Here is a 23,999-nt window from a genome sequence, read left to right as displayed (position 1 = left end):
TTTTCGAGCATGACGCCGCTCGCTGCCCGCCTCGGTCTGAACCTGCCGATCATCCAGGCGCCGATGGCGGGCGTCTCCACGCCGGCTATGGCTGCCGCGGTCTCCAATGCCGGCGGGCTTGGTTCGATCGGTGTCGGCGCCACCGACGCCGCCGGCGCGCGGGCGATGATCGAGGCGGTGCGCGGCAGCACCAACCGGCCGTTCAACGTCAACCTGTTCTGCCATCGCCCCGCCCGCGCCGACCCCGGCAAGGAAGCGGCGTGGATCGAGACGCTGCGCCCGCTCTTCGCCCGCTATGACGCCGAGCCGCCGGCCCGGCTGACCGAGATATACCGCAGCTTCGTCGAGGACGATGCGATGCTGGCGATGCTGCTGGAGGCCCGGCCGGCGATCGTCAGCTTCCACTTCGGGCTGCCCGATGCTGAAAGGCTGAAGGCGCTGCGCGACGCCGGCATCTTCCTGATCGCCAGCGCCACCAGCCTCGCGGAAGGCCGCACGCTCGCTGCCGCCGGGATCGATGCGGTGGTGGCGCAGGGCTATGAGGCGGGCGGCCACCGCGGCCTGTTCGATCCCGCCGCACCCGACGAGCGCCTCGGCACGATCGCGCTCACCCGGCTGCTGGTCCGCACGCTCGACCGGCCGGTGATTGCGTCGGGCGGGATCATGGATGGCGCCGGCATCGCCGCTGCGCTGGCGCTCGGCGCCCAGGCGGCGCAGCTCGGCACCGCCTTCATCGCCTGCCCCGAATCCTCCGCCGAGGACGGCTATCGCGCGGCGCTGGCGGCGAGCGAACGGACCGAGATGACCTCCACCATATCGGGCCGTCCGGCGCGCTCGATCGCCAACCGCATCACCGCGCTGGCCGTCGATCCCGCGGCGATCCCGGATTATCCGATCGCCTATGACGCCGGAAAGGCGCTTCATGCCGCCGCCAGGACGAAGGGCGAGTTCGGCTATGGCGCGCAATGGGCGGGGCAGGCCGCGCCGCTCGCCCGGGCGTTGCCGGCGGCCCAACTGGTCGCGGAGCTGGCGCGGGAGATGCGAGCGGCAGCGGCGACGGCGGTGTCTGCCTGACGGTCAGGGATGGAATCCCGGCGCCGACTGACGCAAAGAGGACCGGACGAATCCGGCGCCGCTGGAGCGAGGATGGAGGATATCATGCGGGGCAGGGCGACAATATTCATCTGCGCGCTGCTGCTCGCCGCCTCGGCCCATGCCGAAGTGCCGATCGAGCCGGGCGACACCGCCAGCATAAGGTTGAGCCCGCAGGGCCAGCTCGCCTATCCGGTCGCGCTGCCCTTGCCGCATGCCCCCGCCAATCATGGCGCGATCCTGTCGGTCGATGTCGACGAGGGCGGTCGCTACCATGTCGCGCTCGGCGCGCCCGGCTGGGTCGATATGGTCCGCGACGGCAAGGCGCTGGAGCCGGTCGGCGACCGGCCGGGAGCACCCGGATCGGGCATCGCCAAGATACTCGACTATGAACTGGTCCCCGGACGCTATGTGCTGGCGCTGTCAGGCATGACGGCCGGCGAGGTCAGTGTCACGATCGGCCGCTGACCCGGCGCAGCAGGCAGAAGCCGATCCGATAGGTTATGATGCGCGGGCCGGCGTCGAACCGCGCCATCGCCCGGCGCAGCGCGGCCGGCGACAGCGGGCGATAACCGGGGGCGGGGGTGCCCGCGCCGATCGCCTTGAGCCCACGGAGGAAGCTACGGGCATCGTGTTGCGCTTCGGGCATGTCGACGATCTCGATGTCGCCTGACAGGAGCGGCGGGACCAGCGTGTGCAGGGCGCGCTCGTCGGGATAGTCGGGAGTGCCGGATGCCAGGCCCTCGGCGGCGAGCGCTGCGGTCCATTCCGGGAAGCTGTCCGCAGCCATCGTCGTGAAGGCCAGCAGCCCGCCGTCGCCCAGTCGCTCCGCAAGCCGCTTTATCGCGCCGGGTAGATCATGAAACCATTGGAAGGCGAGGTTGGAGGCGATCAGATCGAAGGCGCCGAGCGCCGGATCGACCGCCTCGCCGTCCGCCACCCGGAAGTCGGCGTCGAGATCCAGTGCCGCGCGCGCGCGCTCGACCATGGCGGGGGCGACGTCGGTGACGGTCCACCGCGCGGGCCCGATCGCCTCGGCGACCGCGCGGGTCAGGAAGCCGGTGCCGCAGCCCAGTTCCAGGATGCGCGGCCGTGGCGGCAGTGTTGCTGCGGCGATTCGCCGCCCCAGCGCCACGGCCGCCGCGCGCTGCACGGCAGCGTCCTCCTCATAGCGATGGGCTCGGCCGAAAGCGGCGGCGATCCTGGCCGGACGATCGAGCGGCGTGGCGGTCATCGGCGCGCCTAGAGCATCCGGGCGTCCAGGATGCAAGTCGCGCCGCTAAATACTATTGCAAGTCAGTCGCAATAGCGCTACATACCGAATCACGAGAGGTGCTGAACATGGTCGTCTGTGTCTGCAATGCCATCAAGGAATCGGACGTGCGCGCCGCGGTCCGCAGGGGCGCCAGCTGCCCGCGGTCCGCCTATGAAACGCTTGGCCGCCGCCCGCGCTGTGGACAGTGCCTGCCCTTCGCGCGCACCATCATCGAGGAAGAGGCCGTCGCCGCCTGATCGGTACAGAAAATCGTGTAATTGTCTGCGCATGCTCCTATCGTCGGGAGCGAACCAGATGCGGAGGCGAACATGAAGGGCGATGCAAAGGTCATCGAGATCCTCAACGAGACGCTCAAGAATGAGCTGACCGCGATCAATCAATATTTCCTGCATTATCGCATGCTTGGCCATTGGGGCATCGCGAAGCTCGCCAAGGCCGAATATGAAGAGTCGATCGACGAGATGAAGCATGCCGACCGGCTCGCCGAGCGGATATTGTTCCTCGATGGCCTGCCCAACTTCCAGATGCTCGGGCGGCTGCGGATCGGCGAAACGGTTGAGGAACTGCTCAAGGCCGACCTGGCGCTGGAGAATGAGGCGATTCCGCAGCTGCGCGAAGGCATCGCCTATTGCGAACAGGTCCGCGACTATGTCAGCCGCGACCTGCTCCAGTCGATTCTCGACGGGGAAGAGGAGCATGTCGACTTCCTCGAGACCCAGTTCGAGATGATCGCGCGGATGGGGATGCAGAATTACGTCCAGCTGCAGTCGAGCCCGGCGGGAGAGTAGGGGCTGGAAAGGCGCGAATTACGCCTGCTTGCGGCCAAATCCTGCCGCGACCGCAGGCCGGCGCATCGGCACCATGTTGTTCTTGAGTTCGCGCTCGAAGCAGGCAAGCGTCTCGATCAGCATCGGCCGCAATCGCAGGATTTCGGTATCGAGCGAATCGGGCGCGCTATGATCTTCGACGCAGCGGCGTGCGCTGTGCTCGATATGTTCGGCAAGCTTGCCGAGCGCCTCGCCGCCGAACTGGAGCGAATCGCCCTTCAGCGTATGCGCGGGGCGCACCATCGAGATCGCATCGCGTAGTTTATAGGCCTGCTCGACCGCGACCACGCACTTGGCGGCGTCATCGCGATAATAGCCGAGTATCGTGGCGAACTCATTGCCGATCAACGCACGTGTCTGGGCGAAAGTCGTCCAATTCACTACGCCGTTGCCCATCTGACCCATAGCTGTTCCCTGCTCGCCACCATCAGCTGCGAAGGATGACCATAGCGCAGGGACGTAAACGACAGGTTACCGCGAGAACCTTGTATTATTACGGATTTTTGCGGGTCGTTACGGCGCTGGCTGTGGCATTGGCGCCTCGACCAGCCAGGCGGATGGCTCGTCGGCCGTGGCGACCATCCAGCCCTTGGCCGCCGCCAGCGCGGCGATTTCGCCCGGCGCGATCGGATCGTCGGCGAGGATCAATATCGGCCCGCCAGGCTCGCGCATCGCCCTGGCGAGGCGCAGCACCGGCCACGGGCAGCGCATTCCCCGCGCGTCCAGCCGCCGCGGCGCCATCAGTCGAACGGATTCTTCGGCGCGCGCAAGGTCAGCCGTACCGGCACGGCACCGAAGCCGAGATCGCGCCTGATGCCGTTGACCAGGTAGCGGCGATAGCTTTCGGGCAGCTGGTCGACGCGGGTGCCGAACAGGATGAAGCCCGGCGGCCGGGTCTTGGCCTGGGTCAGGTAGCGCAGCTTGATCCGCTTGCCGCCGGGCGCCGGCGGTGGATTGGCCTCGATCGCCTTTTCGAACCAGCGGTTGAGTTGGCCCGTCGATATGCGCTTCGACCAGGCGTCGCGGCTTTCATAGGCGACCTGGAGCAGCTGATCGATGCCGCGCCCGGTGATCCCCGAGACGGTCAGCAGGGGCAGGCCCTTGACCTGCGCCAGCCCCTCGTCCAGCGCGGTGCGCACCCCCTGGAACAATGAGGGCGGATCGGCGGCAACGTCCCATTTGTTGAGCGCGATGATCAGGGCGCGCCCCTCTTGCAGGACCTTGTCGGCGATGCGCAGGTCCTGCGCCTCGAGGCCGAGCGTCGCATCGAGCAGCAGCACCACGACCTCGGCGAAATCGACCGCGTGGAGGCCGTCGGCCACCGATAATTTTTCGAGCTTGTCCTGCACCTTGGCGCGCTTGCGCATGCCCGCGGTGTCGATCAGCCGAATCGGGCGGACGGTCCCGTCCGGAGCGGTCCAGTCCCAGTCGATCGCGATCGAGTCGCGAGTGATGCCGGCCTCGGGACCGGTGATCATCCGCTCCTCGCCGAGGATCTTGTTGATCAGGGTCGATTTGCCGGCATTGGGGCGGCCGACGATGGCGAGCTTCAGCGGGCCGTTCTCCTCGTCCTCGCCTTCCTCCTCCTCGTCTTCGCCGTCGGGGCGGTCGATATAGGGGAGCAGCGCCTCGAACAGATCGGCCATGCCTTCGCCATGCTCGGCGCTGAGCGGGATCGGTTCGGCAAAGCCCAGTCCGAACGCCTCGATGACGCCGCTTTCGCCGGCCTTGCCCTCGGCCTTGTTGGCGACGACGACCACCGGCGTATCCTCGCTGCGCAGCCAGCGGGCGATCTCCTCCTCGAGAGGCACCACGCCCGCGCGCGCATCGATCATGAACAGCGCGACGTCGGCGCCGCGCACTGCGGCCAGCGTCTGCGCGCGCATCCGCCCCGGCAGGGTCTCGGCATCGTCGGTCTCATAGCCGGCGGTATCGATGATCCTGAAATCGAGCCCGATCAGCGTCGCATCGCCCTCGCGCCGGTCACGCGTCACGCCGGGCAGATCGTCGACCAGGGCGAGCTTCTTGCCGACAAGGCGGTTGAACAGCGTCGACTTGCCGACATTCGGGCGGCCGACGATCGCGACGGTGGGTAAGCGTTTCATCCGCGCGCCTTACAGCGCCCGGATGGTTTTTGTTAGCCCCCGAAGAATTCGGGGCGCCTCAGACGCCGGGCGGCAGGCATCCGCCTGCCTTGGCTTCGCGCCAATAAGGCGCGGCTGCCGGTCGGCAGCTTCTCGACTACGCCTCGGCCGGCACAAAGTCACAGTGGATCGAAGAGGCAAGCGCGTGCCGCGCGTCCGAGCGCTAGCGAGGAAGCCAAGCAGCACGGATGTGCTGCGCCCGGCGTTTGAGGGCGCCGCGCAGCGGCTACCTATACGCGACCAGCCTGCCGCTGTCGGTCAGCACCAGCATCGTGCTGTCCGCCACCACCGGCGGCTGGTAGATCGGCGTGCCCAGCCGCGTGCTGGTGCCGATCGTGCCATCGGCGACGGCGACGTTGATGATATCGCCCTGCGTGCTCGTCAGGATCAGGCGTCCGCCGGCAAGCACCGGGCCGGACCAGCCGATCGGCTTGTTGCGCTTCTTGGCGTCCTTGTAGCGAGCCAGCTGGGTCAGCCAGCGGACCTTGCCGCTGTTGCGCGCGATGCACAGCAGCTTGGAGTCGTCGGTCACCACGAACAGCCATTCGCCCGCCACCCAGGGCGTCTTGAGGCCGGCGATGTTGAGTTCCCACAGCCGCTGGCCGGTCAGGATGTCCATCGACACCATGCGGCCACCCTGGCCGACGGCATAGACGCGGCCCTGCTCGACCACCGGCGAGGCGTCGATGTCGACGAGGCTGGCGACCGAGGTTGTGATGCTCGTGCGCGACAGCGAGTCCTGCCACACGGCGCGGCCATTTTCGTAGCGATAGGCGGTCAGCTCGCCCGAGGAGAAGCCGGCGACGACGGTGCCCTGGCCGATCGCGGGGGCCGCCGCGCCGAACACCGCGGCGTTTTCGAGACTGCCGCTCGCGGTCCAGATGGTCTCGCCATTGGCTTCCTTGAGCGCGAACAGCTGGTTGTCCTGGCTCATCACATAGACGGTGTCGTTGCCGATCGACGGCGCGCCGCGCAGCGGGCCGCCCGGGCGCACGCTCCACAGCTGGTTGCCGGTACCCGCGTCGAACGCCGCGGCGTCGCCCACGCCGTTGGTCGCATAGACCTTGCCATTGTCATAGCTGACCCCGCCGCCGAACAGCGACGGCTTGTTGCCCTCCTTGTCGGTGACCGCCCTGGTCCACGCGGGCGCGCCGGTCTTCAGGTCGAAAGCATGGATCACGGCGTCGACGTCGAGCACATAGACCTTGCCGCCGCCGACCACAGGGCCAGCGCCGAGCCGCGCCTGCTTGCTCGATCCCGGGATCTTGCGATCCCAGGCGACGGCGAGATTCTGGCCGAGCGCGAGGTGGCCCATCGACTTGGCGGCATTGCCGCCCGGCTGGGTCCATTCCGGATTGACCTGCTCGGCGGGCGGCACGACCGGCACGCCCTCGAGGGTGGGGTCGATCTCGGCGCCGGTCTCGGCGGTCAGCACGGCGATGCGCTGTCCCAGCACCGGCGTCTTCGGCTTCTTGCCTTCGCCGCCGCCGAAAATGCCGCAGCCGCCCAGCGTGGTCGTCAGCGCCAGCGCCGCCGCCAGGGCGAAAAACTTCCGGTTCATGCAATCAGTCCTTGTCAGCAATATTGGCCGCCGCAGCCGGTTTGGCGTCGACATCGACACCGAGGCTGGTGGCGAGGCGTCCCGCGCGGGCGCGCAGCGTCGCCGGGGTCCGGGCATCACGGGCAACAGCGGCGAGCAGGCGTCCGGCCTCGGCTGGGCGATTTAGCTGGATCATCGCGATGGCGGTGAGTTCGCCCGCGGTGCCGAAGAAGCCGTTATCCTCGATCGTGAGCGGCTTCAGCCGGTCGATTACCTGCTGCGGCTTCAGGCCGTCATATTCGATCAGCGTCTGGCGGATCAGGGCGAGATCGCGATAGGGCTGGGCGGCATCCTCGTCGGCGGCGATGCCAGCATAGATGGCGGCGGCGGCCTTCGCGTCGCCCTTGTCGGCGGCCAGCGCCGCCTTGGTGAACAGCGCGGTGATGCGATAGCCGGGCCCGCCTTCCGCGATCAGCGTCTCGACCTTCTGGCCGGCGGCGGTCTTGCGGCCAGCCTGGATGTCGGCGATCGCCGCGCTCATCCGCTCGCCCTGCTCCTCGGCCTTGCGGGCGATCTCGGCGCGCCAGAACAGGAAGCCGGCGAAGCCGGCGAGCAGCAGGCCGACCGCGACCAGCGCGAGCGTGCCATAACGCTTCCACATCGTCTGGATCTGCTCGCGGCGCAGCTCATCGTCGACTTCACGCAGAAAGGCTTCTTCGGTGGGCGGCGTCGAGGCCAAGCATCATCTCCAGAACAAGGATCGCCGCCCTCTTAGCTGGCGTAAGCGCGCGGTGCCATAGTCAATAGATATGGTGGATGAACGCGGCCGCGCCGCCGCCGTGCGGCAAAGGGTTACGCCTTGGGCTGGTAGGTCTGTTCGATCGTCGGAAAGCTGCGCGCGCGGACCTCTCCGGCATATTGCGCGACCGCGGCATCGATCTTTTCGGCGAGCTGCTCATATTTCTTCACGAAGCGCGGCACCCGGTCGAACATGCCGAGCATGTCGTCGATAACCAGCACCTGGCCGTCGCATTCGGCCGATCCGCCGATCCCGATCGTCGGGATGTCGATGGCCCGGGTGATTTCCACCGCGATCGGCTCGACCACGCCTTCGACGACCAGGGCGAAGGCGCCCGCATCGGCGATGGCCCTGGCATCGCGCACCAGCTTGGCGCGTTCTTCCTCGCTGCGGCCGCGCGCGCCATAGCCGCCAAGCGCGTTCACCGCCTGCGGGGTCAGCCCGACATGGCCGACCACCGGCACGCCGCGCGCCGCCAGGAAGGCGACGGTTTCGGCCATGGCCTCGCCGCCTTCGAGCTTTACGGCCGCCGCCCCGGTCTCCTTCAGTATCCGCGCGGCCGAGCGGAACGCCTGCGCCGGGCTTTCCTCATAGGCGCCGAACGGCATGTCGATCACCACCAGGCTGTGATAGCTGCCGCGCACCACCGCCGCGCCATGGGCGATCATCATGTCGAGGCTGACCGGAACGCTCGACGGCAGGCCGTACAGCACCTGCCCCAGACTGTCCCCGACCAGCAGCATGTCGCAATGCGGATCGAGGATCTGCGCCATCCGGATCGTATAGGCGGTCAGCACCACGATCGGCTCGCCGCCCTTGGCCTTGCGGATCGCCGGCACGGTCAGCCGCTTCATCGGCGCGGGCGTCGGATTGGCGCGGCTGGTGGCGCTGTCTAGCTGGAAAGTCGACATCTTTGTTTAGCCCCTCAAACGCCGGGCGCCGACATCCGTCGGCTTGGCTTCCTCGCAATAAGCTCGGGCGGCCGTTCGGCCTTGCGGGACATTAGCATGTCCCGACGCCGGGCTCATCCTCCGCCTTCGAGGGGTTCGAAGAGATCGTAGGCGGCCAGCGGACTGCCGGGGGCAGTCTGCAGCCGGAGATCGGCTCGCCGAGCGAGCCGTGCGCGTGCAGCGCGCCCGAGCGATAGCGAGGATAGCCAAGGTCACGGATGTGACCGCCGGCGCCTGAGGCTCAACAAAAATCCCCTTAAATCATACCTAATGCCGCCATGTAGGTTTCGAGGATCATCGCCTCTTCCTCATGCTCGCCCTTCTTCTTCTTGCGGATGGCGAGGATCTTGCGGACGATCTTGGTGTCGTAGCCGCGGCCCTTCATCTCGGACATGACTTCCTTGATGTCGTCGGCGATGCCCTTCTTCTCTTCCTCGAGCCGCTCGACGCGTTCGACGAACAGACGCAGCTCCTGCGCCGCAATGCTGCCGTTGTCTTGGGTCGTGTCGGCTTCGGCCATGATTCGGATACCCCGTGAGATTCGTGAAGGCGCTGGCTGTAGAGAGTGCCGCCGGACCGCTCAACGGGGAATCATTCGAACCGCCTCCGATGCGACGAACCATGACGGAACGATGGCGGAAAGGCTTGCGATCTCTACCATTGCTTTTATCTGGGGCGCCTCCTTCGGCCCGGAGCAGATACGCCTAGTGGACAGCCAGATTACCCCCCGCCTGCGCAAGGTGCGCGTCCTCGCCACGCTCGGCCCGGCCAGCGCCTCGCCCGCGATGATCGCCAAGCTGTTTCGCGCCGGTGCCGATGCCTTCCGCATCAATATGAGCCATGGCACCCATGAGGATAAGCTGCCGGTCATCCAGGCGATCCGCGCGATGGAGAAGGAACTCGGCCGGGCGACGACGATCCTGTTCGATCTGCAGGGGCCCAAGCTCCGCGTCGGCAAGTTCGCCGACGGCAGCGTCCAGCTCGCCACCGGCAAGAGTTTCGTGCTCGACCGGGATCCGGCGCTCGGCGACGCCGGCCGGGTCGAACTGCCGCACCGCGAGATCTTCGAAGCGCTCGAACCGGGCGCGCGGCTGCTGCTCGACGACGGCAAGCTGGTGCTGCGCGTGCGCACCGTCCGCACCGACCATATCGAGACGCTGGTCGAGGTCGGCGGTACGCTGTCGAACAGCAAGGGGCTCAACGTGCCCGACGTCATCGTGCCGATGGCGGCGCTGACCGAAAAGGACCGGCGCGACCTGACCTTCGCCTGCGAACATGGCGCCGACTGGATCGCGCTCAGCTTCGTCCAGCGACCCGAGGATGTCGCGGAGGCGCGCAGCCTGATCGGCGGCAAGGCGGCGCTGCTCGCCAAGATCGAGAAGCCGGCGGCGGTCGACCGGCTCGAGGAGATATTGGAGCTGGCCGACGCGGTGATGGTGGCGCGCGGCGATCTCGGCGTCGAGCTGCCGCCCGAGCGGGTGCCGCCGATGCAGAAGCGCATCGTCGAGACCGCGCGGCGCATGGGCCGGCCGGTGGTGGTCGCCACCCAGATGCTCGAATCGATGATCCAGTCGCCCAGCCCGACCCGCGCCGAAGTGTCCGACGTCGCCACCGCCATCTATGACGGCGCCGACGCGGTGATGCTCTCGGCCGAATCGGCCAGCGGGCTATGGCCCGAGGAAGCGGTGGCGATGATGAACGCGATCGCGATGTCGGTGGAAAGCGACCCCGGCTATGCCGCGCGGCTCCACTTCACCGAAACCCATCCCGACGCGACCACGGCCGATGCCCTGGCCGAGGCCGCGGCGCGGATCGCCGACACCGTGTCGGCCAGCCTGATCGTCTGCTTCACCCTGTCGGGCTCCACTGCCCGCCGCATCGCCCGCGAACGCCCTTCGGTGCCGCTGATGGTGCTCACCCCGAAGCTCGCGACAGCGCGCCGGGCCGGCATCCTCTGGGGCAGCCATGCCGTCCGCACCCGCGATGTCGACAGCTTCGAGGAAATGGTCGGCAAGGCCCGCCGCATGGCGCTGCGCCACAAGCTGGCGAAGGCCGGCGACCGGATCGTCGTGGTGGCTGGCGTGCCGTTCGGGACGCCGGGATCGACGAATGTGATCCATGTCGTGCGGCTGACGGGGGATGAGTTGAAGGGCTATGGGGGTTAGGTTTTCCGGTCAGAACTTGCCGTTATATTCGCCGACCGCCTCCTCCGCCGCCGCCGCGAAACCGGGGTAGGCGGGCAGCGGGCATCGCGATCGGTGCCGTTGCGCGATCAGTGCCGCCGCAGCGCATCCTCGATGCTCACGAAGCTGATGATTGCCGTGAAGAAAATTCCCGCTGCGATGGGGATGACGAAATAATGGTCGCCGATAAATCCTAGCATGTCGTTCCTCCTATGCCTGAACCACGCCTTGCCCCGGTCTGGCGGCGGAGCCATTGATCCCGGTCAAATCGGGTTCGATTTCGGCCCGGTTGCGGCTATGGTCCGGTGATGATGCAGATCGATATCTGTGCCGACTGCGCGGTGCGCGATCAGGCGCTGTGCGGCAGCCTGACCGACGCCGAACTCGCCTCGCTCAACCGCATCGGCCGCCGCCATCGAATCGCGCGCGATGAAACGATCGCCTGGGCTGGTGATGAGAATATCGTCTGCGCAAATCTGCTGTCGGGCGTGCTGAAGCTCGGCGCTACCACCGCCGGCGGTGACGAACATATCGTCGGCCTGTTGTATCCGGCGGATTTTGTCGGGCGCCCGTTCGCCGAGCAGGTCGACTTCAGCGTCACGGCGCTGACCGACGCCGAGCTATGCGTTTTCCCCCGCGCGCCATTCGAACAGGTGCTTGGTGATCATCGGCGGATGGAGCGGCTGCTGCTCGAACGCGTGCTCGCGGCGCTCGGCGATGCGCGTGCGCGGATGGTGAGCCTTACGCGCGGTTCGGCGGCGGCCAAGGTGGCAGGCTTCCTGCTCGACATGGCCGACCGCGCGAAGGCCACCGGCTGCCGCGCTGCGCCGGGCGGGCCGCTGACCTTCGATCTGCCGCTGGCGCGCGGCGAGATGGCGGCAGTGCTGGGCCTGACGATCGAGACGGTCAGTCGGCAGATGACGGGCCTCAAGCGCGCCGGGATCATCGCCCTGCCGGGAGGTCGGGCGGTGACGATCCTCGACCGGCGGGCGCTGCATGTGCGGGTAGAGGATCAGGCGCGCTAGCCTGGATGATTGCCGCCGCGGCCCGACTGGCGGGATAAGTGGCGCCGGCCTTGCGGCTCATGGGAACCGATCGAGGCCTATGCCATATACAAGAGCCTAGTCGATGGAGCGACAGTGCGATGAGCCACCCGCGCCGGTGCATGGCTGACTTCGCGAAGCTGCGGAAGCGCATGGTCGCCACCCAGATCGTGCGCCGGGGCGTGCGCGACAAGGCCGTGCTGGCGGCCATGCGCGAGGTGCCGCGCGAGCGCTTCGTGCCGGAGGGCATGGAAGAGTTTGCCTATGAGGATTCGCCGCTGGCGATCGGGCACGGCCAGACGATCTCGCAGCCCTATATCGTCGCGGCCATGATCGAGGCTGCGGAGATCGACGCCGACGATCGCGTGCTCGAGGTTGGCGCGGGATCCGGATATGCCGCAGCCGTGGTCGGTCGCATCGCCGCCAGGGTGTTTGCGGTGGAGCGGCACGAGACGCTTGGCAGGCTGGCGCGGCAGCGCATCGAGGCGCTCGGCTATGGCAATGTCGAGGTGCATATCGGCGACGGCAGCCTGGGCCTCCCGCAACAAGCGCCATTCGATGCCATCATCGTCTCGGCCGGTGGACCCGAGGTGCCCCGCGCGCTCAAGGCCCAGCTCAAGGTCGGCGGCACCCTGGTGGTTCCGGTAGGCGAGCGGGGAAGCCAGTCGCTGTGCAAGGTGACGCGCACCGGCGCCGGGAGCTACGAGGAGGAAAATCTCGGGGCGGTCACATTCGTGCCGCTGATCGGCGAGCAGGGTTGGTCCGAGGATGAGCATCGCGCAGGCGCGGCGCGGACAAAGGTGCCGGGAGGTGGTCGCTGAAGCGGCGCAGCCGCTGATCCCTTCGCAGAATGATCAGCTTCCGAGCAGGCCCAGCCGCCGCAGCTCTTCCGCCAGCGGCCCTGCGCCTTCGAACAGATGCCCCAGCATGCCCGCCGCCTGCGCGCCGACGACATTCTCCGCCCTGTCGTCGATGAAGATCGCCTCGCCCGCGATGAGAGCGAACCGATCCAGCGCCAGTGCGTAGATCGCGGGATCGGGCTTCACCAGCCGCACCTCGCCCGAGACGAGGATGTCCGTGAACAGGTCGAAGATCGCCGCCTCGCGGGCACGGAATGGCGGCCAGAATTCATGGCTGAAATTGGTGATGGCGTAGAGCGGAATGCCGCTGCCGTGCAGGGCGCGGACAATCGCCTCCATGCCGGGCAACAGGCCGGCGACGGTCTCGGAGAAGCGGGGGCCGAAGGCGGTGATGGCCTCGGCGAAGCGCGGCCAGGCGGCGATCAGTTCGGCGCTGGTCTCGGCGAAAGGCCGGCCGGCATCATGCTGGCCGTGCCAATCGAGATTGACGACATCGCGCAGGAACAGCTCCAGCTCGTGCGCGGGCACGAGCTGTTCAAAAAATTGCCGGAGGTTCCAGTCGTAGAGCACATTGCCGACATCGAAGATGACGGCGCGCGTGCGGCGCTGTGGCAGCGGATCGATTAGCCCTGACGCGCCTTGAAACGGCGGTTGGTCTTGTTGATCACATAGGTGCGGCCACGACGGCGGATCACGCGGTTGTCGCGATGACGGTCCTTCAGCGACTTAAGGGAATTGCGGATCTTCATGGCCGTAACGCCTGCCTTCACTCTGTCTGATATCGGAAAAACGAGGCGCTCCCCTATGGCGGCGGCTGGAGGGAGTCAAGTTTGTTTTGCCCTCAGACGCCGGGCGCAGGGCATCCGCCCTGCTTGGGCTTCCTCGCTTTCGCTCGGACGCGCTGTGCGCGCTTGTCTCTTCGAGCCACGCAGCGTCTCGCTCGCGGTGGTGTTGCAGCGACACTGGCGAGTCCTGAGATCAAGCCCGGCGTCGGAGCCCGGCCAGGGCTCCGCAAGGCCGACCGGCCGCCGCGCCTTATTGGCGCGAAGCCAAGGCAGGCGGATGCCTGCCGCCCGGCGTTTGAGGGGCGGTTGCTTGCAACCGTTAAGCCTATATGCAGCGAAAATGTTGCTGATGCGTTTCGATGCTATGCATCGCTGGAGGGATGAATACATGATCGCCAACAACTTCGCCGCCAGGGCCATGATGATCGGAACGGCGCTCGCCCTTGCCGGATGCGCCGCGCAGACGCCAGAGATGCGGGTCACCCGCTTTCATCTGGGCCAACCGATCGCGCCGGGCGCGGTGGTCGTGGAGCCGCGCGATCCCACCCTGGCGAAGGATCTCGAATTCCAGACCTATGCCCGCATCGTGCAGGGCGAGCTCAACCGGCTCGGCTTCAACATCGCCCCGAACCTCGCCACGTCCGAACTGGTGGCCGTGACCGAAGTCAGCCGCTCCTGGCGCCCGGCAGGCGAGGCGCAGCGTTCCTCGGTGTCGATCGGCGTCGGTGGGGGCAGCGGCGGCGGCTGGCGTGGCGGCACCAGCGTCGGGCTCGGCGGTGCGGTGAGCTTTCCGATCGGGCAGGCGCGGCAGCGCATGGACGTGCTGACGCAGCTGTCGGTCCAGCTCAAGCGGCGTTCCGAGGGCACCGTGATCTGGGAAGGCCGCGCCGAAGCGGTCGCGCGCGACGGCAGTCCCCAGGCCAATCCCGAAGCGGCCGCGGCGCGTCTCGCCGCGGCGCTGTTCCAGGGCTTCCCCGGCCAGTCGGGCGAGACTATCACGGTGAAATGACCACTCCCCAAAGCATCGGTGTTTCCAGCGGCTTCGACAGCGGCAACATCGCCCTGATCCGTCGCGACGGCACCGTTCTCGACCTCGCCATCGTCAAGGATCATCAGTCCGATTTCTACCAATGGTTCCACTTCAGGCTGACCGGCGCCAAGGGCCAGCCGGTCAGCCTGCGCATCACCAATGCCGGCGGATCGGCCTATCCCGACGGCTGGAAGGACTATAACGCCTGCGCTTCGATCGATCGGCAGCACTGGTTCCGGGTGCCGACCAGCTTTGCCGACGGCATGCTGACGATCGCTTTCACGCCCGAGGCCGACAACGTCTGGCTGGCCTATTTCGCGCCCTATTCGATGGAGCGGCATCACGACCTGGTCGCCAGGATCGCAGCCGCGCCGGGAGTCCGCCATGAACGGCTCGGCGCTACGCTGGATGGCCAGGATATCGACCTGCTGACGATGGGCGACGGCCCGCGGCAGCTATGGTTCTACGCCCGGCAGCACCCCGGCGAGTCGATGGCGGAATGGTGGATGGAAGGGGCCCTCGAGCGGCTGATCGATCCGTCCGATCCGATCGCGCGCAGCCTGCGCCAGCGCGCCACCTTCCACATTGTCCCCAACATGAACCCCGACGGTTCGCGCCGCGGTCATCTGCGCACCAACGCCGCCGGCATCAACCTCAACCGCGAGTGGCACGAGCCCAGCCTCGATCGCAGCCCCGAGGTCGTGCATGTCCTGCGCCGGATGGATGCGACCGGCGTCGATTTCGCAATGGATGTCCATGGCGACGAGGCGATCCCCTATGTCTTCATCGCCGGCTTCGAGGGCATCCCGAACTGGACCGAGGAGCAGGGCCGGCTCTATCATCTGTTCCGCGACACGCTGGCGCGCCGCACCCCCGATTTCCAGACGCGCTACGGCTATCCGGTGGCGTCGGCCGGCAAGGCCAATCTCGCGATGTCGACTAACCAGCTCGCCAACCGCTTCGGTTGCGTGGCCGCGACGCTGGAGATGCCGTTCAAGGACAATCGCGACCTGCCCGACCCCGAACGGGGTTGGTCGCCGGAGCGGTCCAAGCAGCTCGGTGCGGACTGCCTAGGCGCGCTCCACGAAATGCTGGACGCCCTGCCGATGCGCGGTTGATCAGCCCGCCGCGGGCCGTTCGGCGCTCGCTTGCAGCATGCTCACGCTGGCCTCGTCGAGCGGGCGATCGAATCTGCAGCCAGCCTCGCGGCCGTCTGCCCAGACGATGCGCGCGTCGACCAGCCCCTTTCCGGGCAGCGAGATGCGGATCGAGGTATCGGGCGCGAGATCCTGATAGAGCCGCAGCCGCGCACCGCTCATCGATATGTCGATGATCCGGCAGGGCGACCGGGACGCCGAAGAAGCATGGCGCAGGTTGGTGTCGAGCGCGCTGGCGTTTCGCGACGCGGCGCGGCGGCACGGCCCCTCGCGCAAAAGCACTTCGGACGAAAACATATGCAAACTCCCCCGGGGCGTGGACGCAGTCGCATCGCTCGCTCCGGGAAACTACTTAATCGGGAATGGCCAATCGGGCAACGGAGGAGGGGAGGCTCGCCATTATCCGTCACCCCGGCGGGGCCCGGCTCTCTGTCGTCAAGGACGGAGGATTCGATCAGGCCTCGAGTTCGATGTCCCAGTAGAGCCAGTCGCGCCAGCTCTGGTGGAGATAGTGCGGCGGGAAGCTGCGGCCGTTTTCCTGGAGCTGCCAGCTGGTCGGGCGAAACGGCGATTCGAAGAGCCGCATGCGTGCCTGCTGGGGGGTGCGCCCCCCCTTGCGCAGGTTGCACGGCGCGCAGGCGGTCGAGACATTTTCCCAGGTGGTGCGTCCGCCGTGCGCGCGCGGAATGACGTGATCGAACGTCAGGTCCGCCAGCGAACCGCAATATTGGCAGGAGAAGCGATCGCGCAGGAACAGGTTGAACCGGGTGAAGGCGGGATGCTCGGACTGCTTCACATATTGCCGCAGCGCGATCACCGAGGGCAGCTTCATGGAGAAACTGGGGCTGTGCACCTCGCGCTCATATTGCGAGACGATGTCGACGCGTTCCAAAAAAACCGCCTTAATAGCGGTTTGCCAGTTCCACAACGATAAGGGGTAATAGCTCAACGGCGTATAATCGGCGTTGAGCACGAGCGCTGGACAACTGTCCGGATGTCGCATGAGATCGGAATGGTACATGAACGAACCAGAGCCTTCTGCACGAGATGGAGAACTCCACCCGGGCCAGCCCACAGCCTTCCGTTCGCACACCGGAACGCCTATGGCCGAACCGGCCGCGCCCTCGTGGCCACCCTTTCGCTCGAAAGCGTGACATGGGCATGACAGCATTTCCGTCGACTCCTCGTCAAGAGTCCGAATGCACGAAAGTGTAATTTCCCGATTTGCGCCGAGCCCGACCGGACGGCTGCACCTCGGCCACGCCTTTTCGGCGCTGCTGGCGCATGATTTCGCGCGGTCGCGCGGCGGACATTTCCTGCTGCGGATCGAGGATATCGACCCGACCCGCTGCCGTCCCGAACATGTCGACGGAATAATAGAGGACCTGCGCTGGCTGGGGGTGGAATGGGATGGCGAGCCGCTGTTCCAGTCGACAAGGCTGCCGCTCTATCGCGCCGCGCTGGACCAGCTGCGGACAGCGGGCCTGGCCTATCCCTGTTTCTGCACCCGTGCGCGGATTGCCGCCGAGGTCGCGGCGAGCGCGAGTGCGCCGCACGGACCGGATGGACCGATCTATCCGGGGACATGCCGCTCGCTGGGCGATGCCGAGCGGGCGGGACGGATCGGCGCGGGTGAACCGCATGCCTGGCGCCTGGACATCGCCATGGCCGCGGTGCGGGCGGGCCCGCTGACCTGGCATGACGAGGCTGCCGGCGCTGTGTCGGCGACGCCGGAAATCCATGGCGATGTCGTTCTCGCGCGCAAGGACGCGCCGACCAGCTACCATCTCGCGGTCACCGTCGACGATGCCGCGCAGGCCGTCACCGATGTTGTCCGGGGCGCGGACCTGTTCGCGGCGACGCATGTCCACCGCCTGTTGCAGGCGCTGCTCGGCCTGCCGACGCCGCGCTACCATCATCATCGGCTGCTGACCGACGGGAAAGGTGAGCGGCTCGCAAAACGCGCGGGCGCGCCGACGCTGGCCTCGATGCGCGCCGAGGGCGTGGATGCGGCGGCGCTCTGCGCAAGCCTGAGACGTCAGCCCTCGTTGGCATGACGGGCTGAGGAAAACAGCAGGGGTGTAATTCACCGGCTGTCGCGCTACATGCTGTTCATGGGAAACACGCTCTTCTTGATCCTCATCGTCGCGGCCATGATCGCGACCGTCGTGGCGCTGGTGCGGGGGATCATCACCTTCCTGCGAACCACCGAGGCGGACCTGAAGGGCGACGGGATCAGCCAGTCGGGGCTCAAGCAGAACCGCATGATGCGGCAGCGCATCGCGTTCCAGGCGATCGCGGTGATCCTCGTCATCCTGTTGCTGATCATGAGCCGCGGCGGCTGAGCCACCGGCGATGGTGCGCCTCAACAGGATCTACACGCGCGGCGGCGATGCCGGCGAAACCGGGCTGGTCGACGGATCGCGCCTGCCCAAATATGCGCCGCGCATGGCCGCGATCGGAGACGTCGACGAGCTGAATTCGGCGATCGGCGTCGCGCTGACGCAGGCCCTGCCGCAAGAGGCTCGCGCCCAGCTCGGCCGTATCCAGAACGAGCTGTTCGATCTGGGCGCCGATTTCGCGACTCCCGGCCCCGACTTCGCGCCGTCGGACATGGCGCTGCGCATCGTCGCGTCGCAGGTCGAGCGGCTCGAGCGCGAGATCGATGCGATGAACGAAGCGCTCGATCCGCTGCGCAGCTTCATCCTGCCCGGCGGATCGCCTGCAGCTGCGGCGGTCCATCTCGCCCGCGCGACCTGCCGCCGGGCCGAGCGCTCTGCGGTGGCGGCGAACGCCGATGTCGGCCTCAACCCGGTGGGGCTCGCCTATATCAACCGCCTGTCCGACCATCTGTTCGTGCTCGCGCGTTACCTCAACCTTGGCGGCGAGGGCGATATCCTGTGGAAGCCCGGCGCCACCCGGGCCTGAAAAGCCGCCCGATCAGAACTTAACCTGCACGCCGGCATAGAAGCGGCGGCCGAACGGGTCGTAGACGTCGGCAGCGGTGGTCGTTCCGGTGATCGAGCCGAAGAACAGCCCGTCTTCCAGGATCGGCGGCTTGCGGTCGAACAGATTGTCGACGCCCACGAAGAACTCGAACTGCTCCTTGTCGCCGGCGCGGGCGCGAAACTGGACATCGTGATAGAGACGCGCCTTGATGTTGTTGTGCGACACCGCCCGCGCGGCCTGCTCCGGGGTCAGGCCGGCGCTGTTGATCAGGAAGTCGAGGGTGCCCTCGGGATCGAACTCCTCGATCGGCGTATCGACCATCTTGCTCAGATAGGTGGTCGTCCAGTTCAGGCTGATCGGCCCGAAGCTGTAATTGATCGTCGCATTGATCTTGTGCTTGAACACCTCGCCATATTCGAGGTTGCCGAGGCCGCTTTGGACCGGCGCGGACGGATCGGATTGGGTCTTGTACTTGAGGGTCCGCGTATAAAGGATGTTCAGCGCCAGCCGGTCGTCGGTCATCAGCCCGAGCCTGCGATTATAGGCCAGGTTGAAATCGATGCCGCGGGTGCGCAGGTTCGCGATGTTGATGTTCTGCGCGTTGACGGTGGTGATGAAGCCGCTGTTCGGATCGCGGATGACGTTGTTGCAGAATTGCGACAGGCCGGTCGCGAGGCACTGCTGGATGGAGGTCTGGCGCGGTATGATGCCGATGGCGTTCGACACCTTGATGTCGAAATAATCGGCGGTCAGGCTGAAGCCCCGCAGCGCGTTCGGCGATATCACCGCACCGAGCGTCAGCGTCTTGCCCTTCTCCTCCTGCAGATTGCGATTGCCGCCGTCGAAGCCGTTGATGCCCTGCAGATCGGCCTGCCCATATTCGAAGCTACCGTTGCGCGCGATGGCCGCCGCGACCGCCGGAATGTCGCGGCATGCCGCCGCGAAATCGCCGCCGCCGCTGGTGGCGGTGATGCCGTTGCAGGGATCCTGCACGGTCGGGAAGGTTTCGGATGGTGCCGAGAACAGCTCGCTGATGTTCGGTGCGCGGTTGGCGACGGCATAGTTGCCGCGCAGCCGCAGCCCCTCGACCGGCGAATATTCGGCGCCGGCATTCCAGCTGAACACATTGCCGATCGTCGAATAATGCGAATAGCGCGCCGCGCCCTGCACGCTGAGAGAGCGGACGAAAGGCAGATCCCTGAGCAGCGGGATGTCCACCTCGCCGAACAGCTCCTTCACGGTATATCTGCCGATCGTGTCCGGCGTCAGGTTGCCCGAGTTGAGGCCGGCATTGGTCAACTCGTCCCAATTGTCGACGCTCTTCTCGCGGCGATATTCGGCGCCCACTGACACCTTCAGGTCGCCATAGGGCAGCTTCACCACCGTGCCAGAGATATTCGCAGTGACGACGAGCTGGGTATTCTTGACGTCGTCGCTGCGCGGGACCGCGGAGCGCACATAGGCCGATGCCTCGGGCGAGGCGCTGTTGTAGCCGAACAGGTTGATCGGCACGCAGCCGGCTGCCCGCGCGGCGGGGTCGCGGCACAGGATCGCGCCGGTCGGATCGCGCACCGCATCGAGCGCAGCGGCATATTTCGTCAGGTCGACGTCCTGGGTCTGGGTATGGTCCTTGAGCTGGCCGTAGACCGCGGAGATCTCGTAGTTCCACTGGTCGGCGATGTCGCCGCGGACGCCGCCGGCAATGCGGAAAGTGTCGCGGCGGTTGGTGTTGCTGCGGGTGAACACCTCGGTCTGGCGGCGCGCGAAGCTGATCGAGGTGATGTCGTTGGTCGGATCGGCATCGCCGTTGCGCGCGGCGATGGCCGCCGCGACCGAGGCCGGGATGAACGGATTGTCGATGCCATAGCCCAGGGCCAGGTCGGGCTGAGGGATGCCTGCACCGGCACCGAACGGCGCGGCCTCGATCTGGGAGGATGACCGCGTATGGGCGTAGGTGCCTTCGATGAACGCTGTGACATGGTCGGTCAGCTCATATCTGGCCGATGCCGCGCCCAGATAGCGCTCCACCGGGGTCGATATGCGGCGCACCGAATTGCGGTTATAGCCGTAGCCGACCGGAAAACCGGTCACGAGGCTGTTGTCGGGGTTGAAGGTGAAGTTGTCGGTTGGCGTGCCGTCCGCCGCCGTCAGGATCTCGGGGGAATCACCGACCAGCACGAAGCGGCCCTGTGCGGGGAATGAGCTATAGGCTTCCGGGCCGCAGGTGAAGAGGCAGTCCTGTGCCGAAATCTTGCGCTTGCGCGACAGCAGGCCGTAGTCGCGGTCATAGGTGAAGTTGGCGATGACCGATCCGCGGTCGTCGGGTCCGAACGCCATGCCGCCGGTCAGGCTGGCCGAATAGCGCCGGTTGTCGCCGCGCGAGGTCAGGCCATATTGGGCTCGAGCCACCAGGCCGTCGAGCTTGTCCTTCAACACGAAGTTGACGACGCCGGCGATGGCGTCCGAACCGTAGACCGCCGAGGCGCCGCCCGTCACCACCTCGACGCGGTCGACGAAATCGGTCGGGATGTTGTTGACGTCGACGATCGACGTGCCGGCCACGCCTGGCACGAAACGGCGGCCGTTGACGAGCACCAGCGTGCGCGCGGTGTCCAGGTTGCGCAGGTTGATCGTCGAGATGCCGTTTCCGGTGGTGTTGAAGTTGCTGTTGGTGGTGCTGATGCCGGGAATGCCCGCCTGCGGTAGCTCCTGCACCAGGTCCGATACGTTGGTGACACCCTGATTCCGGATCTGGGGCGCGCCGACCACGGCGATCGGTGTGGCGGCCTGGAGTTCGGGCCGCGCGATGCGCGAACCGGTGACGATGATGACGTTGTTCTCGTCATACGCGGCGGCGCTTCCCGCCGCAGGGGGCCGGCTGGTCGGCGGCGTCGCCTGGCTTTGGGCCGGAGACGCCAGCATGATGCCGACAGCGAATGGCGCCGCGCCGGCGGCGAGCGCGGCGCGACGGATCTTGTTTTGAAAGCGGTTCACGACAATCCCTTTGCTGGCCGATGAAGACCGGTCGGGACGACGATTCTGACGCGGAAATCGCTACCGATCCGGCCTTGGCTGATGGTCGTGTCTGCGCATTGGTGCGGAGACGGTAAATAACAAAAATTATTATATTACAGGGATTTAATCTCGATAATCACACAGAATGTCGCACCGTATGTGAAATGGCCGCACCCGGCTTAGATGCTTCGTTAGGCACCGATGTGGAGGGGGCGATTGAGTTTGCGACCGCGGCCGAATATCGCTGATGCTGTGAACGGCTTCGCCCCCAGCCTGAACCCGGCGCTCGACTGGTCGCGGCTCGCCGAGGCCTATCGTCGCGACGGCAGGGTCCGCATCGACGACTTGCTCGATCCTGCCTCGGCCGATGAGCTCGAGCGCGTGCTGCTGGCAAGCGATGCCTGGCTGCAGATGGTCAATTCGGGCGACAAGCTGTTCGAGCTTTCGCGCGAGGTGCGGGCCAGCTTCGACGCCGACCGCTCCGCAGCGCTGCAGGCTGCTGTCGACGAGGCGGCGCGCTGGGGTTTTCAATATCGCTATGAGGCGCTGCGCGTGCCCGATGCTCCGGCCGAGCGCAGCGCGGCGGGACGGCCGATCGATCGCTTTGCGGCCTTCCTGTCGTCCGAGCCGGTGCTGCGGTTCCTGCAGGCGGTGACCGGGCAAGCCGCGATCGGCTTCGCCGATGCCCAGGCCACCCGCTACAACCCGGGCGATTTCCTGACCGGCCATGACGACGAGGTGGCGGGCAAGAACCGCGTGGCTGCCTATGTCTATGGGCTGACGCGCCGCTGGCGGGTCGAATGGGGCGGGCTGCTGCTGTTCCACGAGAGCGATGGACAGGTCAGCGGGCTGGTGCCGGCGTTCAACAGCCTGACGCTGTTCAGCGTGCCGCAGCCGCACAGCGTGAGCATCGTTACCAGCTTCGCCGGCGCGCCGCGCCTGTCGATCACCGGCTGGCTGCGCGCCGGGCAGCCATGAAGACCTTGCCCGCGCCGCCGGCGCATCGCATGCTGGCGCGATGAGCGGGGGAGCAGAGACCGAGCTTGTCGCGAGCCAGGCCCGCGCCGCGGCCGGGGACAGGCCGCGCGCCGCCGCGCTGTGGCGGCAGGTGCTCGCGCAGGATCCCGGTCATCCCGAAGCGCTCAATGCGGTGGCGAACTGGCATTTGTCGCAGGGAGAGGCCGGAGAAGCGGTGCCGCTGCTGACCCGCGCCGTGGCCGCCGAGCCCAGGCAGGCGGCGCTGCACTTCAACCTGGCGACCGCGCAGGGCGGCCTGGGGCGTTATGACGACGCGCTCCGGGCGCTGGATGCGGCACTGGCGATCGATCCCTATTTCGTCCAGGCACTGTTCCATAAGGCGGCCCTGCTGGATCGGGTCGGGCAACCGGTCGAGGCGGCGGCGATCTATCGCAACTATTTCGACTGCATGCCGCCCCAGCTGCGATCCGATCCCCGGATGGCCGGGGCGGTGGCGCAGGCGCTGGCAGCGATCGACGCGGACAATGGCAAGCTGCGGGCGATCGTGGCGGAGACGGTCGGCGTCGCGGACATCTCGCCTCGCCTCGCCGAGGCGATCGGCCTGCTCACGGGCGAGGCGCGGCGCTATGTCCAGCAGCCGACCTTTCTGACGGTGCCGCGGCTGCCGGCGATCCCCTATTTCGACGCGGCCGATTTCCCCTGGCTCGCCGATCTCGAAGCCGCCGCCGAGGATGTGCTGGAGGAACTGCTCGGCCTGCTGGCGGCGCCTGATGAGCCGGGCTTCGAACCCTATGTCGCACGCCCCGCCGGGGTTCCGCTAAACCAATGGGGCGAGCTCAACCATTCGAAGCGCTGGAGCGCGTTCCACCTGTGGCTGAACGGCATCCGACAAGACGCGAATTGTGCGCGCTGCCCGCGAACCGCCGCGCTGGTCGAAAGCCTGCCGCGGATCGTCGTGCCCGATCGCGCGCCCAATGCCTTCTTCTCGGTGCTGCGCGCCGGCGCGCGCATTCCGCCGCACACCGGTGTCACCAACATGCGGGCGACGATCCATTTGGGGCTGATCGTGCCGCCGGACTGCGCCTTCCGGGTCGGCAACGAGGTGCGCGCGTGGCAGGCCGGCAAGGCCTGGGCGTTCGACGACACGATTGAGCATGAGGCGTGGAACGAGAGTGGCGAGGATCGGGTGATCCTGATCGTCGACGGCTGGAATCCCTATATCGAGCCCGCCGAGCGGCCGGGGCTGACCGGCCTGCTCACCGCCTATGACCGCCATCGCGGCCGGGCGCGGGGCTGGGCCGAGGACGCGTAACTCCCCTTGCGCGTTGTATCGAGGAGCACCGCCTGCGCCTCGCCTGAAGACGACGGCCT

Annotated in this window: 27 protein-coding genes; 14 read left to right on the top strand and 13 right to left on the bottom strand. The window is 67.0% G+C overall.

Annotated elements, in window-relative coordinates; all coding sequences use genetic code 11:
• Window positions 1–9: 9 nt before the first annotated feature.
• Both AC1DPF_RS07000 and AC1DPF_RS06995 read left to right on the top strand, forming a co-directional pair.
• Entirely contained in the window at window positions 10–1,074 is a 1,065-nt protein-coding gene (locus tag AC1DPF_RS07000; RefSeq protein WP_477868296.1) for an NAD(P)H-dependent flavin oxidoreductase, read from the top strand.
• A gap of 84 nt (window positions 1,075–1,158) precedes the next feature.
• Window positions 1,159–1,560 (top strand): hypothetical protein, encoded by a 402-nt coding sequence (locus tag AC1DPF_RS06995; RefSeq protein ID WP_477868298.1) that lies wholly within the window; start codon window positions 1,159–1,161, stop codon window positions 1,558–1,560.
• On the opposite strand, the gene AC1DPF_RS06990 is transcribed toward AC1DPF_RS06995, so the two are convergent.
• The gene (locus tag AC1DPF_RS06990; RefSeq protein WP_477868300.1) at window positions 1,544–2,326 is read right to left on the bottom strand and encodes a methyltransferase domain-containing protein; all 783 of its coding nucleotides are present in this window, start codon (window positions 2,324–2,326) and stop codon (window positions 1,544–1,546) included. The genes AC1DPF_RS06995 and AC1DPF_RS06990 overlap by 17 nt on opposite strands.
• A 107-nt stretch (window positions 2,327–2,433) precedes the next feature.
• On the opposite strand from AC1DPF_RS06990, the gene AC1DPF_RS06985 reads away from it, so the two are divergent.
• Both AC1DPF_RS06985 and bfr read left to right on the top strand, forming a co-directional pair.
• Entirely contained in the window at window positions 2,434–2,604 is a 171-nt protein-coding gene (locus tag AC1DPF_RS06985; RefSeq protein ID WP_477868302.1) for a (2Fe-2S)-binding protein, read from the top strand.
• Between the two features lie 72 nt (window positions 2,605–2,676).
• Entirely contained in the window at window positions 2,677–3,156 is a 480-nt protein-coding gene (bfr, locus tag AC1DPF_RS06980; RefSeq protein WP_477868304.1) for a bacterioferritin, read from the top strand.
• An 18-nt stretch (window positions 3,157–3,174) separates the two neighbouring features.
• Here bfr and AC1DPF_RS06975 read toward each other — a convergent pair whose 3' ends face one another.
• The 7 genes from AC1DPF_RS06975 to AC1DPF_RS06945 all read right to left on the bottom strand — a co-directional run bounded on the left by AC1DPF_RS06975 (window position 3,175) and on the right by AC1DPF_RS06945 (window position 9,148).
• Window positions 3,175–3,600 carry an Hpt domain-containing protein gene (locus tag AC1DPF_RS06975; RefSeq protein ID WP_477868306.1) on the bottom strand — a complete coding sequence of 142 codons (426 nt, stop codon included), beginning with the start codon at window positions 3,598–3,600 and terminating at the stop codon, window positions 3,175–3,177.
• 108 nt (window positions 3,601–3,708) lie between these two features.
• Window positions 3,709–3,936: a sulfurtransferase TusA family protein gene (locus AC1DPF_RS06970; RefSeq protein WP_477960357.1), complete on the bottom strand. Its 228-nt coding sequence runs from the start codon at window positions 3,934–3,936 to the stop codon at window positions 3,709–3,711.
• On the bottom strand, window positions 3,936–5,300 hold the full coding sequence (gene der, locus AC1DPF_RS06965; RefSeq protein ID WP_477868310.1) for a ribosome biogenesis GTPase Der: 1,365 nt from the start codon (window positions 5,298–5,300) through the stop codon (window positions 3,936–3,938). Before der ends, AC1DPF_RS06970 begins: the two co-directional genes overlap by 1 nt.
• A 265-nt stretch (window positions 5,301–5,565) precedes the next feature.
• The gene (locus AC1DPF_RS06960) at window positions 5,566–6,900 is read right to left on the bottom strand and encodes a PQQ-like beta-propeller repeat protein (protein ID WP_477868312.1); all 1,335 of its coding nucleotides are present in this window, start codon (window positions 6,898–6,900) and stop codon (window positions 5,566–5,568) included.
• A gap of 4 nt (window positions 6,901–6,904) precedes the next feature.
• A complete protein-coding gene (locus AC1DPF_RS06955) occupies window positions 6,905–7,618 on the bottom strand; it encodes a tetratricopeptide repeat protein (protein WP_477868314.1) in 714 nt (237 codons plus the stop codon).
• A gap of 113 nt (window positions 7,619–7,731) precedes the next feature.
• Window positions 7,732–8,589: a 3-methyl-2-oxobutanoate hydroxymethyltransferase gene (gene panB / locus AC1DPF_RS06950; RefSeq protein WP_477868316.1), complete on the bottom strand. Its 858-nt coding sequence runs from the start codon at window positions 8,587–8,589 to the stop codon at window positions 7,732–7,734.
• A 295-nt stretch (window positions 8,590–8,884) separates the two neighbouring features.
• Window positions 8,885–9,148: a DUF2312 domain-containing protein gene (locus tag AC1DPF_RS06945; protein WP_477868318.1), complete on the bottom strand. Its 264-nt coding sequence runs from the start codon at window positions 9,146–9,148 to the stop codon at window positions 8,885–8,887.
• A gap of 187 nt (window positions 9,149–9,335) precedes the next feature.
• Here AC1DPF_RS06945 and pyk point away from each other — a divergent pair, with 187 nt between their 5' ends.
• The 3 genes from pyk (at window position 9,336) to AC1DPF_RS06930 (ending at window position 12,675) form a co-directional block, all read left to right on the top strand.
• On the top strand, window positions 9,336–10,793 hold the full coding sequence (gene pyk / locus AC1DPF_RS06940) for a pyruvate kinase (RefSeq protein ID WP_477869242.1): 1,458 nt from the start codon (window positions 9,336–9,338) through the stop codon (window positions 10,791–10,793).
• 326 nt (window positions 10,794–11,119) lie between these two features.
• Window positions 11,120–11,836, top strand: a complete 717-nt coding sequence (locus tag AC1DPF_RS06935) for a Crp/Fnr family transcriptional regulator (RefSeq protein WP_477868320.1) — start codon at window positions 11,120–11,122, stop codon at window positions 11,834–11,836.
• A gap of 140 nt (window positions 11,837–11,976) precedes the next feature.
• Entirely contained in the window at window positions 11,977–12,675 is a 699-nt protein-coding gene (locus tag AC1DPF_RS06930; RefSeq protein WP_477868322.1) for a protein-L-isoaspartate(D-aspartate) O-methyltransferase, read from the top strand.
• A 33-nt stretch (window positions 12,676–12,708) separates the two neighbouring features.
• On the opposite strand, the gene AC1DPF_RS06925 is transcribed toward AC1DPF_RS06930, so the two are convergent.
• Together AC1DPF_RS06925 and ykgO are read right to left on the bottom strand one after the other, a co-directional pair.
• Window positions 12,709–13,329 (bottom strand): HAD family hydrolase, encoded by a 621-nt coding sequence (locus AC1DPF_RS06925; RefSeq protein WP_477869244.1) that lies wholly within the window; start codon window positions 13,327–13,329, stop codon window positions 12,709–12,711.
• 8 nt (window positions 13,330–13,337) lie between these two features.
• Entirely contained in the window at window positions 13,338–13,463 is a 126-nt protein-coding gene (gene ykgO, locus AC1DPF_RS06920) for a type B 50S ribosomal protein L36 (RefSeq protein WP_003046794.1), read from the bottom strand.
• Between the two features lie 424 nt (window positions 13,464–13,887).
• Between ykgO and AC1DPF_RS06915 the strand changes: the two genes are divergently transcribed.
• Together AC1DPF_RS06915 and AC1DPF_RS06910 are read left to right on the top strand one after the other, a co-directional pair.
• Window positions 13,888–14,508 (top strand): DUF4136 domain-containing protein, encoded by a 621-nt coding sequence (locus tag AC1DPF_RS06915; RefSeq protein ID WP_477868332.1) that lies wholly within the window; start codon window positions 13,888–13,890, stop codon window positions 14,506–14,508.
• Complete coding sequence (locus AC1DPF_RS06910; RefSeq protein ID WP_477960355.1) at window positions 14,505–15,647, top strand: M14 family metallopeptidase; 1,143 nt, start codon at window positions 14,505–14,507, stop codon at window positions 15,645–15,647. The genes AC1DPF_RS06915 and AC1DPF_RS06910 overlap by 4 nt, the downstream gene beginning before the upstream one ends.
• Here AC1DPF_RS06910 and AC1DPF_RS06905 read toward each other — a convergent pair whose 3' ends face one another.
• Together AC1DPF_RS06905 and AC1DPF_RS06900 are read right to left on the bottom strand one after the other, a co-directional pair.
• Entirely contained in the window at window positions 15,648–15,983 is a 336-nt protein-coding gene (locus tag AC1DPF_RS06905) for a PilZ domain-containing protein (RefSeq protein ID WP_477868338.1), read from the bottom strand.
• A 157-nt stretch (window positions 15,984–16,140) separates the two neighbouring features.
• The gene (locus AC1DPF_RS06900) at window positions 16,141–16,707 is read right to left on the bottom strand and encodes an HNH endonuclease (RefSeq protein WP_477868340.1); all 567 of its coding nucleotides are present in this window, start codon (window positions 16,705–16,707) and stop codon (window positions 16,141–16,143) included.
• Between the two features lie 178 nt (window positions 16,708–16,885).
• On the opposite strand from AC1DPF_RS06900, the gene gluQRS reads away from it, so the two are divergent.
• The 3 genes from gluQRS to AC1DPF_RS06885 are packed head-to-tail and all read left to right on the top strand — an operon-like array spanning window position 16,886 to window position 18,614.
• Entirely contained in the window at window positions 16,886–17,743 is an 858-nt protein-coding gene (gene gluQRS, locus AC1DPF_RS06895) for a tRNA glutamyl-Q(34) synthetase GluQRS (RefSeq protein WP_477868342.1), read from the top strand.
• 57 nt (window positions 17,744–17,800) lie between these two features.
• The gene (locus AC1DPF_RS06890; RefSeq protein ID WP_477868344.1) at window positions 17,801–18,031 is read left to right on the top strand and encodes a twin transmembrane helix small protein; all 231 of its coding nucleotides are present in this window, start codon (window positions 17,801–17,803) and stop codon (window positions 18,029–18,031) included.
• Between the two features lie 10 nt (window positions 18,032–18,041).
• Window positions 18,042–18,614: a cob(I)yrinic acid a,c-diamide adenosyltransferase gene (locus AC1DPF_RS06885; RefSeq protein WP_477868346.1), complete on the top strand. Its 573-nt coding sequence runs from the start codon at window positions 18,042–18,044 to the stop codon at window positions 18,612–18,614.
• 12 nt (window positions 18,615–18,626) lie between these two features.
• On the opposite strand, the gene AC1DPF_RS06880 is transcribed toward AC1DPF_RS06885, so the two are convergent.
• The gene (locus tag AC1DPF_RS06880; protein WP_477960353.1) at window positions 18,627–21,629 is read right to left on the bottom strand and encodes a TonB-dependent receptor plug domain-containing protein; all 3,003 of its coding nucleotides are present in this window, start codon (window positions 21,627–21,629) and stop codon (window positions 18,627–18,629) included.
• 273 nt (window positions 21,630–21,902) lie between these two features.
• Between AC1DPF_RS06880 and AC1DPF_RS06875 the strand changes: the two genes are divergently transcribed.
• Both AC1DPF_RS06875 and AC1DPF_RS06870 read left to right on the top strand, forming a co-directional pair.
• On the top strand, window positions 21,903–22,628 hold the full coding sequence (locus AC1DPF_RS06875) for a 2OG-Fe(II) oxygenase (protein WP_477960351.1): 726 nt from the start codon (window positions 21,903–21,905) through the stop codon (window positions 22,626–22,628).
• Between the two features lie 40 nt (window positions 22,629–22,668).
• Window positions 22,669–23,940 carry an aspartyl/asparaginyl beta-hydroxylase domain-containing protein gene (locus AC1DPF_RS06870; protein WP_477960349.1) on the top strand — a complete coding sequence of 424 codons (1,272 nt, stop codon included), beginning with the start codon at window positions 22,669–22,671 and terminating at the stop codon, window positions 23,938–23,940.
• Window positions 23,941–23,999 lie beyond the last annotated feature (59 nt).

The sequence above is a fragment of the Rhizorhabdus sp. P4_G6 genome, from assembly GCF_056401045.1.
Note: the sequence above shows the minus strand (reverse complement) of the source record. Positions and strands in the feature narration are given on the sequence as shown.